This is a genomic window from Variovorax sp. 01N425, assembly GCF_056399465.1.
This window is the reverse complement of record NZ_JBFTRJ010000022.1, coordinates 55,557-67,734: the sequence shown is the minus strand read 5'-3', so window position 1 is coordinate 67,734 and position 12,178 is coordinate 55,557. Positions and strand designations below refer to the sequence as shown.

At 69.5% G+C, this 12,178-nt stretch carries 11 protein-coding genes; 6 read left to right on the top strand and 5 right to left on the bottom strand.

Going from position 1 to position 12,178, the window contains the following annotated elements; all coding sequences use genetic code 11:
* The first annotated feature begins 10 nt into the window (after positions 1–10).
* Positions 11–349 carry a hypothetical protein gene (locus AC1DSC_RS29495; protein ID WP_062364189.1) on the top strand — a complete coding sequence of 113 codons (339 nt, stop codon included), beginning with the start codon at positions 11–13 and terminating at the stop codon, positions 347–349.
* Positions 350–352: 3 nt separating this feature from the next.
* Here AC1DSC_RS29495 and aqpZ read toward each other — a convergent pair whose 3' ends face one another.
* Positions 353–1,069 (bottom strand): aquaporin Z, encoded by a 717-nt coding sequence (gene aqpZ / locus AC1DSC_RS29490; RefSeq protein ID WP_062364490.1) that lies wholly within the window; start codon positions 1,067–1,069, stop codon positions 353–355.
* Between the two features lie 174 nt (positions 1,070–1,243).
* A complete protein-coding gene (locus tag AC1DSC_RS29485) occupies positions 1,244–2,254 on the bottom strand; it encodes a zinc-dependent alcohol dehydrogenase family protein (RefSeq protein WP_018905123.1) in 1,011 nt (336 codons plus the stop codon).
* Positions 2,255–2,351: 97 nt separating this feature from the next.
* On the opposite strand from AC1DSC_RS29485, the gene AC1DSC_RS29480 reads away from it, so the two are divergent.
* From AC1DSC_RS29480 to AC1DSC_RS29460, 5 genes are all read left to right on the top strand, one after another.
* Positions 2,352–3,269, top strand: coding sequence for a LysR family transcriptional regulator (locus tag AC1DSC_RS29480; RefSeq protein ID WP_028254074.1), 918 nt, complete (start codon positions 2,352–2,354; stop codon positions 3,267–3,269).
* Positions 3,270–3,326: 57 nt separating this feature from the next.
* Complete coding sequence (locus tag AC1DSC_RS29475; RefSeq protein WP_018905121.1) at positions 3,327–4,370, top strand: ABC transporter substrate-binding protein; 1,044 nt, start codon at positions 3,327–3,329, stop codon at positions 4,368–4,370.
* Between the two features lie 110 nt (positions 4,371–4,480).
* Positions 4,481–6,517 carry a molecular chaperone HtpG gene (htpG, locus tag AC1DSC_RS29470; protein WP_015867726.1) on the top strand — a complete coding sequence of 679 codons (2,037 nt, stop codon included), beginning with the start codon at positions 4,481–4,483 and terminating at the stop codon, positions 6,515–6,517.
* Positions 6,514–6,999, top strand: a complete 486-nt coding sequence (locus AC1DSC_RS29465; RefSeq protein ID WP_028254072.1) for a hypothetical protein — start codon at positions 6,514–6,516, stop codon at positions 6,997–6,999. The genes htpG and AC1DSC_RS29465 overlap by 4 nt, the downstream gene beginning before the upstream one ends.
* A gap of 37 nt (positions 7,000–7,036) precedes the next feature.
* Positions 7,037–7,942 carry a LysR family transcriptional regulator gene (locus tag AC1DSC_RS29460; RefSeq protein WP_436288188.1) on the top strand — a complete coding sequence of 302 codons (906 nt, stop codon included), beginning with the start codon at positions 7,037–7,039 and terminating at the stop codon, positions 7,940–7,942.
* On the opposite strand, the gene AC1DSC_RS29455 is transcribed toward AC1DSC_RS29460, so the two are convergent.
* The 3 genes from AC1DSC_RS29455 to AC1DSC_RS29445 all read right to left on the bottom strand — a co-directional run bounded on the left by AC1DSC_RS29455 (position 7,937) and on the right by AC1DSC_RS29445 (position 12,156).
* Positions 7,937–9,088 carry a CaiB/BaiF CoA transferase family protein gene (locus tag AC1DSC_RS29455; protein ID WP_436288187.1) on the bottom strand — a complete coding sequence of 384 codons (1,152 nt, stop codon included), beginning with the start codon at positions 9,086–9,088 and terminating at the stop codon, positions 7,937–7,939. The genes AC1DSC_RS29460 and AC1DSC_RS29455 overlap by 6 nt on opposite strands.
* A 336-nt stretch (positions 9,089–9,424) precedes the next feature.
* A complete protein-coding gene (locus tag AC1DSC_RS29450; RefSeq protein ID WP_062364198.1) occupies positions 9,425–10,411 on the bottom strand; it encodes a Bug family tripartite tricarboxylate transporter substrate binding protein in 987 nt (328 codons plus the stop codon).
* 32 nt (positions 10,412–10,443) lie between these two features.
* The gene (locus AC1DSC_RS29445; RefSeq protein WP_436288186.1) at positions 10,444–12,156 is read right to left on the bottom strand and encodes an acyl-CoA dehydrogenase family protein; all 1,713 of its coding nucleotides are present in this window, start codon (positions 12,154–12,156) and stop codon (positions 10,444–10,446) included.
* Positions 12,157–12,178: the final 22 nt, after the last annotated feature.

The window sequence follows — 12,178 nt, the reverse complement described above, 5'->3', positions numbered from 1 at the left end:
AGCACACACCATGCGCACTTCCTCCAAGCTTCTTGCCCTTGCTTCTTTCGCCGCGTTCGCGGCGCTCGGTGCCGTGAATGCATCGGCCGAAACGACCGACGGCTCCGACTACCACCCGCTGCAGATGAATTCGCCCGAGAACCCCGAGGTGCAGGCCGGCGCGATGGCCGCCGCGCGGCCCGCCGGCACCGAGTCCATCGGCCAGTCGACCAGCGCACCGGCCATGAACTCGACGACACCGGTGTCCGACGTGCAGGCCGGCGCCTATGCGGCCTCGCATGCGACGGGCACCGAATCGATCGGGCAGTCGACCGCGCTGCCGCTCGTGCAGTCGGCCAACGGCAGCTGACGATCAGTCAGTCGTCGCGTCGCTGTTCGCGAGCAGCGCGCGGTAGATCAGCGCGCCGATGATCGCGCCCGCGATGGGCGCAACCCAGAACAGCCACAGCTCCGACACCGCGTAGGACGGGCCGAACAGCGCCGGGCCCGTGCTGCGCGCGGGGTTCACCGAGGTGTTGGTGACCGGAATGGAGATCAGGTGGATCAGCGTGAGGCACAGGCCGATGGCCAGGCCCGCGAAGCCGCCGGCCGCGCGCTTGGCGGTGGCGCCGAGGATCACGATCAGGAAGACCGCGGTCATCACCACCTCGCACACCAGCGCGGCGGTCATGCCGTACTTGCCGGGCGAGTGCTCGCCGAAGCCGTTGGTGGCAAAGCCGCCGATGTCGGCGCCGGGCTTGCCGGTGGCAATCAGGTAGAGCACGCCGGCCGCGATAATTGCACCCAGCACCTGCGACACGATGTAGCCCGCGAGCTGCGAGGCCTTGAAGCGCCCCGCGGCCGCGAGGCCGATCGACACCGCGGGATTGAAGTGGCCGCCCGAGATGGGGCCGAGCGCATAGGCACCGGTCACCACCGTGAGGCCGAACGCCAGCGCGACACCCAGGAAGCCGATGCCCAGGTTGTTGGGAAAGGCCGCCGCCAGCACCGCGCTTCCGCAGCCGCCCAGCGTGAGCCAGAAAGTACCAATGAACTCGGCCGACCACTTTTTGTAGGTGCTATGTTCCATCTGCTCCATCCCTCCAGAAGTTGAAAAAATTGCGTGGCCCAGGGCCATGCGCGGGCGGATTCTAGGAACGTAAACAGCATGCGTCACGCATGTTGTTGCAGCTGGCGGAACCTGTTCACAGTTGAGCGGTCTTTTGTTTCTGACATGCGTTGCGCAAACCGCTAAAGGGCGTGGTCAGGGCACGACGACGATCTTGCCGAAGGCGCCGCGCGCGAGGTGGTCGAGCGCATCGGGCACGTCGTCGAAGGCGTAGCGCGCCGCGATCACGGGCTCGAGCGCATTGGCGTCGACGGCGCGCACCAGGTCTTCGAGCGCACGCCGATGGCCCACGCCAATGCCCTGCACCGTGACGCGGCCGAGCACCATCGCGTAGAACGATGCGCTGAGCGTCTCGCCGCCGAGCATGCCGATGATCGACACGCGCCCGCCCTGCGCCACCGCCTGCAGCGAACGGTCGAGGTTCGGCCCGCTCGCAAGTTCGAGCACGTGGTCGGCGCCGCGCCCTTGCGTGAGGCGGCGCACTTCGGCCGGCCAGTCGCCCTCGCGCATCAGCACCTCGCTGGCGCCCAGCGCCAGTGTCTGCGCGCGCTTCTCCTCGCTGCCCGTGACCACGATGGCGCGCGCGCCATGCAGCCGCGCCAGCTGCACGCCGAACAGCGCCACGCCGCCGGTGCCGTGGACCAGCACGGTCTGGCCGGGCCGCAGCGCGCCGGTCTCGGCCAGCGCGAACCAGGCCGTGAGGCCGGCGCACGGCAGCGTGCTGGCCTGCGCGAAATCGAGCGTGGCCGGTGCAGCCACGGCCCAGGCGGCGTCGATCAGCACGTGCGAGGCCAGCATGCCCGGGCCGGGGCCGCCCATCGGCACGGCCTCGGCCGGCCAGTGGCTGTCGATCCAGCCGCCCCAGAAGGTGTTGACCACGCGGTCGCCCACGGCCAGGCGCTGCACGCCCGGTCCGGCCGCCACCACCGTGCCGGCCATGTCGGAGCCGGGCGTGAAGGGCAGGTCGAACGTCATGCCCATGCCGTCGCGGATCATCAGCAGGTCGCGGTAGTTGAGCGACACCGCGCCCACCTCGACGAGGACCTGGCCCGGACCGGGCGTGGGCAGCGGCAGCGCCACCTGTTCGAGCTGCTCGCGGCCGAAGGAAGAAAGTTGCCAGCGCCTGAGCGTTCTGCTTGCCTGCATGAAAAAGCCTCCACAAAAAAGAAGCCTTCATGCTATTGGCGAGTTGATCTATCCAGTGGCGGATAATTTTCAACGTCGTGGCGCCTGAAAGTATCCAATGAGTCCACGCCTGCAAGGCATCGAAGAGTTCGTGGCCGCGGTGGAGGCCGGCAGCTTTGCGCGCGCGGCCGAGCGGCTGCACGTCACGCGCTCGGCGGTGGCCAAGAGCATCGGGCGGCTCGAGGCGCGGCTGGGCACGCGGCTCTTCCTGCGCACCACGCGCAGCCAGAGCCTCACCGAGGAAGGCCACGGCTACTACGAGCGCTGCCGGCGCGTGCTGGCCGAGCTCGACGCCGCCGAGGCCATGGCCGATGCCGCGCGCAGCACCGCGGCCGGGCTGGTGCGCCTGAGCATGCCGGCCATGCTGGGGCGGCTGAAGGTCGGGCCGCTGCTGCTCGCGCTGGCGCGCCGGCATCCGGGGCTGTCGCTGGAGCTGTCCTTCAACGACCGGCGCGTGGACCTCGTCGAAGACGGTCTGGACCTGGCCATCCGCAGCGGCGAGCTGGCCGACAGCGCCGATCTGGTCGCGCGGCCGGTCGGCGTGCAATGGATGGCGCTGTGCGCCGCGCCCGCCTACCTGGCCGAGCGCGGGCGCCCGGGCAGCGTGGCCGAGCTGGGTGCATCGCCGTCGCACGAGGCCGTGTTCTATGCGCGCGACGGGCAGGTCTCGCCCTGGCGCTTCCACGACGCCGATGGCCGGCTGGTCGAAGTGGTGCTGCCCTCGCGGCTGCGCTGCGACAGCGCCGAGGTGCTGCTCGAAGCCGCCATCGGCGGCATGGGGCTGGCGCGCCTGCCGGCCTGGCTCGCGGCCGATGCGCTGGCGGCCGGCACGCTGGTGCGCGTGTTCGAGGAGCCGCGGCCCTTCGGATTCGCGCTCAACGTGATCCGCTCGCGCAGCCGCTACCTGCCGCACAAGACACGCGTGGTGGTCGACTGGCTGGCCGAGCACCTGCCGCCGCTGCTGGCGGCCCGCTGAGCGGCTTTGCCCGCTATCCTCGGGTCGCCTTTCATCCACTCATCCACCGGAGAACGCATGCGCCCCTTTGTCCAGAGGAATGCCGCGGCCCTTGCCGCCTGCGCGGGCGCCATGGCCTTGCTTTTTGCTTCGGGCGCGGCGGCCGAGGGCACGGTGAATGCGCTGTGCAGCACCGACGCGGGCTGGTGCGAAGCCGCGGCCGCCGCCTTCACGCGCGAGACCGGCATCCGGGTGCAGCAGGCGCACAAGGGCACCGGCGAGATCGGCGCCCAACTGCGCGCCGAGGCCGCCAATCCCAAGACCGACATCTGGTGGGGCGGCACCGGCGACCCGTTCCTGCAGGCGGCCGAGCAAGGCCTGCTCGAAGCCTACCGGCCGGCCTACATCAACGACCTGCACGACTGGTCGGTGCGCCAGTACGCGATGTCGCAGAACATGGTGGGCGGCTTCTACACCAGCGCCATCGGCTTCGGCTTCAACACCGAGCTGCTCAGGCGCAAGAAGCTGCACGAGCCCAAGTGCTGGGCCGACCTCGCCAAGCCCGAATACCGGGGCGAGATCGAGATCTCGCATCCGGCCTCCAGCGGCACGGCCTACACCATCATCGCGGGCCTGGTGCAGCAGATGGGCGAGGACGCGGCCTTCGACTATCTGAAGAAGCTGCACCGCAACGTCACCAGCTACACCCGCAGCGGCCAGGCGCAGGCGCCCAACGTGGCCAAGGGCGAGGTGGCAGTGGGCGTGAGCTTCATCTTCGGCTTCGAGCGCTGGCGGTACGACAAATTCCCGGTCAAGACGGCCGCGCCCTGCGAGGGCACGAGCTACGAGGTGGGCGGCATCGCGCTGGTCAAGGGCGCGCGCAACAAGGAGAATGCGAAGCGCTACTACGACTGGCTCATGAGCCCGGCCGGCCAGGCGATCGGCGGGCAGGTCGGCAGCCTGCAGTCGCCCGCCAACAAGACCTTCAAGCCCGATCCGCGCATTCCGCCCATGAGCGAGGTCAAGCTCATCAAGTACGACTTCGAGAAATACGGCAGGGCCGCCGAGCGCAAGCGGCTGATCGACCGCTGGACCCGCGAGGTGGAATCGCAGGCCCGGTAGGCCTATTGTTTTTCGGGGCGAAAGCCCCAACTCGCAGAGTTGGCGAGTCGAGCGTGCGGTCAAGGCCGCCCGGCTTAGAATTTTTTGGCTTCGATATTTCTTCTCTTCCCATGGCTGATTCTTCCAATACGAAACTCCCGTTCCAGGCTGAAGTCGCGCAGCTGCTGCACCTTGTCACGCATGCGCTCTACTCGAACAAGGAAATCTTCCTGCGCGAGCTGATCTCGAACGCATCGGACGCCTGCGACAAGCTGCGCTTCGAGGCGCTCGACCACCCCGAGCTGTATGAAGACCAGACCGAGCTGGACGTGCGGCTTTCCTTCGACAAGGCCGCGCGCACCATCACCATCACCGACAAGGGCATCGGCCTGTCGCGCCAGGAGGCCATCGAGAACCTCGGCACCATCGCCAAAAGTGGTACCAAGGACTTCGTGAGCAAGCTCAGCGGCGACCAGAAGGCCGACGCCCAGCTGATCGGCCAGTTTGGCGTGGGCTTCTATTCGGGCTTCATCGTGGCCGACAAGATCACGGTCGAATCGCGCCGCGCGGGCCTGCCGCCCGAGCAGGGCGTGCGCTGGACGAGCGGCGGCGCGGGCGACTTCGAGGTGGCCGACATCACGCGCCCCGAGCGCGGCACCCGCATCACGCTGCACCTGCGCGACGACGCCGACGAATACCTCAACGCCTGGAAGCTCAAGCAGATCGTCGGCAAATATTCCGACCACATCTCGCTGCCCATCCTCATGGAAAAGGAGGAGTGGAAGGAAGGCGAGAACGACCAGCCCGGCGACATGGTCAAGACCGGCGAATGGGAAACGGTCAACAAGGCCAGCGCGCTCTGGAGCCGCCCCAAGAAGGACATCACGCCCGAGCAGTACGAAGAGTTCTACAAGACCATCAGCCACGACTACGAGGCGCCGCTCGCCTGGAGCCACAACCGCGTGGAAGGCAGCACCGAGTACACACAGCTGCTCTACATCCCTTCGAAGGCGCCATTCGACCTGTGGAACCGCGACAAGAGCGCGGGCGTCAAGCTCTACGTGAAGCGCGTCTTCATCATGGACGACGCCGAGGCGCTGCTGCCCAGCTACCTGCGCTTCGTGAAGGGCGTGATCGATTCGTCCGACCTGCCGCTCAACGTGAGCCGCGAGCTGCTGCAGGAAAGCCGCGACGTGAAGGCCATCCGCGAAGGCAGCACCAAGCGCGTGCTCGGCATGCTCGAGGACCTGGCCAGGAAGCAGAAGACCGGGCCGGAAAGCGGCGAAGGCAAGATCGACGTGGGTTCGGGCGAATCGGTGCCGGCCCCCGAGCCGACCGAGGCCGTGACCGATGTGGTCGACAAGAACGCCCCCACGGCCGCCGAAGCCGCCGCGGCCGCCGCCGACGAATCGGGCAAGTACGCCAAGTTCTATGCCGAGTTCGGCGCCGTGCTCAAGGAAGGCCTGGGCGAGGACTTCGGCAACCGCGACCGCATCGCCAAGCTGCTGCGCTTCGCCTCCACCACGAGCGACACCGTGAGCGTGAGCTTTGCCGACTACAAGGCGCGCATGAAGGAAGGCCAGGACGCGATCTACTACATCACGGCCGACACGCTCGCCGCCGCCAAGAACAGCCCCCAGCTCGAAGTCTTCAAGAAGAAGGGCATCGAGGTGTTGCTCATGACCGACCGCGTCGACGAGTGGGCGCTCAACTACCTCACCGAGTTCGACGGCACGCCGCTGCAGAGCGTGGCCAAGGGCGCGGTCGACCTCGGCAAGCTGCAGGACGAGGCCGAGAAAAAAGCCGCCGAGGAAGCCGCCGAATCCTTCAAGCCGCTGCTCGAGAAGCTCAAGGAAGCGCTCAAGGACAAGGCCGAGGACGTGCGCGTGACCACGCGCCTGGTCGATTCGCCGGCCTGCCTGGTGGTGCAGGACGGCGGCATGAGCACGCAGCTCGCGCGCATGCTCAAGCAGGCCGGCCAGCCCGCGCCCGACCTCAAGCCCGTGCTCGAAGTGAACGCCGAGCACGCGCTCGTGAAGAAGCTCGACGGCTCCGAGCATTTCGATGATCTTGCGAACATTCTTTTCGACCAGGCGCTGCTGGCCGAAGGCGGCCTGCCGGCCGATCCCGCGGCCTACGTGAGGCGCGTCAACGCGCTGCTGGTGTGAAGGCCCGGCCGCGCACCGCCCGTGCAGCAGCCGCCCTTGCGGCGGCGCTCCTGCTGGCCATGGTGAGCGGCTGTTCGCACTATCACATCGGCATTCCGCTGGTGCCCGGGCTCTCGCTCGGCCTGGGCGCCACCAAGGACGGCAATTTCTCCGTCGGCCTGAACACCGGCTGGGGCCCGCTCGGCGCGGGCGTGGCGGTCAACAACACCGGCGTGGTGGCCGGCACGGCTGGCGTGGGAGTGGGCGTTGGCGTCGGGCCGGTCGGCACCGGCGTGGGCGTAGGCAAGAGCGTGGTGCTGCACGATCCCAATGCGGGCAAGGCCGGGTACGCGCCGGCGGGCGGCGCCGCGCCGGTCACGACGGCGGCTGCAGTCTCCGCGCCGCAGCCTTCCGCGGTGCGCGTCTCCTACCGCCCGCCCGCGAATGCCGCCGACGCTGCGGCCGGCAGCCCCGGCACGCCGGGCAATCCCGTCGCGCCCTGACCGCCGCAGCCCGCGGCGCTGTGCTGGAGACCGCTCCTTGGAACTCAAGCAATGGCGATGCTTCGTCACGCTGGCCGAGATCGGCAACATCCGGCGCGCCGCCTCGCTGCTCGCCATCTCGCAGCCCGCGCTCAGCGTGCGGGTGCAGCGGCTCGAGGAGGCCCTGGGCTTTGCGCTGTTCGACCGGCAGGCGCGCGGCGTCCGGCTGACGGAGCAGGGTGCGCGCCTGCTGCCGCACGCGCGGCGGCTGCTGTCGCGCGCCGCCGAGACCGACGAGGCCGCGCGCGCCATCGGGCGCGGCGCCTTCGACCGGCTGGAGATCGGCGTCACGCCCATCGCAGCGCTGTCCTTCTTTCCCGATGCGATGCGTGCCTTTTCGGCCGCGCATCCGGGCGTGGTGCTGGCGCTGACCGAGGGCCTGTCGGACGAACTCGAGGAGGCCGTGGCGCACCGCAGGCTCGACCTCGCGGTGGTGCATCCGCCGTCCTCGCGCGACGACCTCGTGGTGCGCGAGGTGGCCCGCGACCGCTTCATGGCCGTGATGCCGGCCGCGCATCCGCTCGCGGGCGCCAGCCGCATTGCGGCGGCGGACCTGCGGCAGCAGACGCTGGTCGGCGTGCGGCGCGACATCGGGCCGGTGGTGTTCGACCGCATCGCCGCCTACCTTGCGCGTGCCGGCATCACCACGCAGGTCAACCAGTGCGCAAGCTCGTCGATCTCGCTCGTGGGGCTGGTGGCGGCCGGTGCGGGCATCGGGCTGGTGGTGGAATCGCTCGCCTGCATCGCACGGCCCGACATCCGTTTTGTTGCGCTCGCCGACGATCCGCCGAGCCTCGGCTATGCGATGTGCCACCGGCCCGACCTGCCGGCGGAACTGCAGGGCGCGTTCATGCAGGCTTTCCATGCGCCCAAGGCGCGCGCCGGCTCGCGGCCCGGGCTATGAGCCGCTGGTGCCAGTGCCGGCCGCGGCATCGGGCAGGAAGCGCTCGCCCGGCGTGAGCGGCGCGTGCCGGTAGCTCGCCGGCGTGCGGCTGAGCTTCACGGGCGCGCCGATGCCGCGGTAGCCGCCTTCCATTTCCACCACCATTTCGCGGTGCGCCGTGTGCGGATGCTCGAGCGCCGCAGCCACCGGCAGCACCGGCGCGGCGGGCACGCCCGCGGCCATCAGCTGCTCGACCAGCGCACGGCCGTCGAACGCCGCCATGGCCGCTTCCAGCTGCTGCTTGAGCCCCGCACGGTGCACCGAGCGCGCGCCGGCCGTGCGGTAGAGCGGATCGTCGGCCAGCGCGGGCAGGCCGATGCAGCGGCACAGGCTCGCGAACTGGCGGTCGTTGCCCACCGCCACGAACACCGGGTCGGTGCCGGTGGCCAGCGCGTCGTAGGGATAGATGTTGGGATGCGCGTTGCCGGTGCGGCGGGGCTCGGTGCCATCCATGAACCAGTTGGCCGCATGCGGATGCAGCAGCGAGAGCCCGCTGTCGTACAGCGCGGCTTCCACGAACTGCCCGCGGCCGCTGCGGTTGCGCTCCTGCAGCGCGAGCAGCACGCCGATCACCGCATTGAGCCCGGTCACCATGTCGACCACCGGCAGGCCCACGCGCAGCGGGCCGCCGTCGGCTTCGCCGTTGATGCTCATGATGCCGGTCATGGCCTGCACGGCGGCGTCGTAGCCGGGCAGCGCGCCCAGCGGGCCATCGGCGCCGAAGCCCGAGACGCGGCACCACACGAGGCGCGGAAAGCGCGCCGAGATCGCCTCGTAGCCGATGCCCCAGCGCTCCATGGTGCCGGTCTTGAAGTTCTCGATCAGCACGTCGGCCTCGGCCACGAGCGCGAGCAGCGCCTCGCGGCCTTCGTCCGTGGAAAAGTCGAGGTGCTGCACGCGCTTGTTGCGGTTCAGGCCGTGGTAGTACGAAGCCACGCCGTCCTTGAAGGGCGGGCCCCAGGTGCGCGTGTCGTCGCCTTGCGGCGGCTCGACCTTGAGCACGTCGGCACCGTGGTCGCCAAGGATCTGGCCGCAGTAGGGGCCGCCGAGGATGCGCGAGATGTCGAGGACGCGGATGCCTGCGAGGGCGCCTTGGGGGTTTGTCATTTCGGGGGTCCGATGCATTGTTTGTTGGTGCTGCTGTTGTTGTTCGGGGCGCTTTTGTTCAGGGCGTGCGCACAGATCACCGGGTACTCCCCTCCGCGAATGTCCCCCAGCCTGCGGCCTCCTCCTTGATTTCGCTGCGGGGAGCACCCGATGCTCTGTGCGCCGGGGCACGCCGCCGGTGCATCGCCGATCAACCAGTGCGCTGAAAAACGATCACGCCGATGGGGTGCCTTGCGCAGCGAAATCAAGGAGGAGCCCGAAGGGCGGGGGACATTCGCGGAGCAAGGTACCCCGTCGGCGGGAGCGCGCCCTGAACAAAGGCAACAAAAGCGCAAATCAATCCAGCTGCGCCCCCGACTTCTTCACCACGTCCTTCCACTTGGCCGACTCGCTCACGATGAACTGCCCGAGCTTCTGCGGCGAGGTGTCCGCCGAGGCCTCGAGGCCCTGCGCCGCGAACATCTGCTTCACCTTGGGCGAGTTCAGCACTTCGGCGAAAGCCTGGTTGAGCCTGGCCACGCGGTCCGCGGGCGTGCCGGCCGGCGCGACGATGCCGAAGAACACGCTCACGTCGTAGCCCTTGTAGCCCTGCTCCGCAATCGTCGGCACCTCGGGCAGCGCCTGCGAGCGCGCGAGCGTCGCCACGCCCAGCGCGCGCAGCTTGCCGGCCTTCACATAAGGCAGCGCGGTGAGGATGTCGGTGAAGGTCATGCTCACCTGGTTGCCGAGCAGGTCGTTGAGCGCGGGGCCGGTGCCCTTGTAGGGGATGTGCTGCAGGTCGGTGCCGGCCACCGAGTTGAACAGCACGCCCGCCAGGTGCGACGACGCGCCGTTGCCCGACGACGCATAGCTGAGCTTGCCCGGGTTCGCCCTGGCATGGGCGACCAGCTCTTTCACGTCCTTCACCGGCAGCGCAGGGTTCACCACCAGGATGTTCGGCAGGTAGCCGACCTGGATCACCGGCGCGAAGCTCTTGACCGGGTCGTAGCTGATCTTGCGGTAGAGGCTCGCGTTGATGGCCAGCGGGCCCGAGGTGCCGAACAGCAGCGTGTGGCCGTCGGCCTCGGCGCGCGCCACGTAGTCGGCGCCGATGTTGCCGCCCGCGCCTGCGCGGTTCTCCACGATCATCGGCTGGCCGAGGCGGTCCTTCATCTCGGCGGCCAGCGTACGGGCCATGGCGTCGGTCGGGCCGCCGGGCGGGAAGGGCACGACCAGCACCAGGGGCTTGGAGGGGAAAGGCCCCTGGGCCTGTGCGGCGGGAGCGGCGCCCAGCAGCGCGGCGCAGGCGGTCAGGGCCGCGAAGAAGAGGGTGAGGTGTCGCAAGATGATGTCTCCGTTTTTTCTGTCGTCGTGAATCAGGCCGTGGCCTTGGCGGTGCGCGTGGTGGCCGCGCTGTTCCAGTCCGCGGGCATCGCGTCGGGCGCGAGCGGGTCGCGCGGCAGCACGCGGTGCAGCAGCACCAGCTGGGCCCAGCGCAGGCGCGGGGCGGAACCGCTGCGCGCGGCCTCCCAGGCCATCGCGATGCTGCTCGTGCAGTGGTAGAGCGCCGAGGCGGCCTGGCGCGCCAGCACGTCGCCGCCTTCTCGCGCGGCCGTCTCGGCCAGCGCGGCGGCGCGCGCCAGTGCATCGCGCAGCGCCTTGGCAAAGGCCGGCGGCAGCGCCGCATCGGCCAGCAGCTGCTCGCAGTGCGCGCGCAGCACCGGCAGCGAGCCCTCGCGCTTCACGGCGCGGATCACGTCCAGCGCGACGATGTTGCTCGTGCCTTCCCAGATCGAGCCCAGGTGCGCATCGCGCACGAGCCGCGGGTCGCTCCATTCCTCGATGTAGCCGCAGCCGCCGCGCACTTCCATCGCGTCGCCCGTGACCTTGCGCGCATCGCGGCAGGCGCGGAACTTGATGAGCGGCGTGAGGATGCGCAGCAGCGCGTAGGCATCAGGCTCCCCGGCGTCGGAGCGCGCGAGCGCCAGTGCGGTCTGGCACACCATGGTGCGCGCCTGCTCGGCCGGCAGGCGCAGCTTGTCGAGCTGGCGCTGCATCAGCGGCATCTGCTCGAGCGTGCGGCCGAAGGCGCGGCGCTCGGCGGCGATGTACTCGGCCTCGGCCACCGCGCGGCGCATGAGGCCCGCGGCACGCACGCCGTTCGACAGGCGCGAGTTGTTGACCATGTCGGCCATCTGCACGAAGCCGCGGCCTTCCTCGCCCACCAGGTGCGCGACGGCGCCTTCGAGCCGGATCTCGCCGCTGGCCATCGAGCGCGTGCCCAGCTTGTCCTTGAGGCGAATGATGCGGTAATGGTTGAGGCTGCCGTCTTCGAGCCGGCGCGGCAGCAGGAACAGCGACACGCCCTTCATGCCGGCCGGGCCGTTGTCGGCGCGTGCGAGCACCATCGCAAAGTCGGCATCGGGGTTGGAGCAGAACCACTTGTCGCCGGTGAGGCGCCAGCTGCCATCCGTCTCTTGCCGCGCCATCGTCGCGGTGGCCGCGATGTCGGAGCCCGCGGCCTGCTCGGTCATGAACATCGCGCCCTGCGCGAGCTCGTCGAAATCGAGCGAGGTCAGGCGCGGCAGGAAGCGCGCGACCAGCTCGGGGCCCCCGAACTTCCTGAGCGTGCGCGTGAGCGAGTCGGTCATCGAGACCGGGCAGCACAGGCCGAACTCCGCCTGCACGAAGAGATAGGTCAGCACGTACTTGACCAGCGGCGGCATCCTGCCCTTCCAGCCCAGCGTCTCATCGCGGTGCGACATCGCGGCCAGGCCGAATTCGCTGAGCGCGAGGCGTTCCATCTCGACGTAGGCCGGGTGCTTGACGATCTTCTGCTCGTCCAGGCCGGTGCGCGTGCGCTGCTCCAGCGTGGGCGGGTTGCGGTCGGCGGTGCCGGCCAGGTCGTCGAGCAGGCCGCCCGCGAGGCCGCCCAGCCGCTCGAAGTGCGGCCGCATGTGGGCCAGCAGGTCGGCGGGCAGGTAGAGCGCGAGCAGCTTGTGCAGCTCGGTGTCGGTGCTGAACAGGTTCTGGCCGTGGCGGTCGGGAATCGGGTGCGCGTGCGCGGCGGTGGCGTCGTTCTGGGCCATGCGTTTTGTCTCCTGGTTCGCC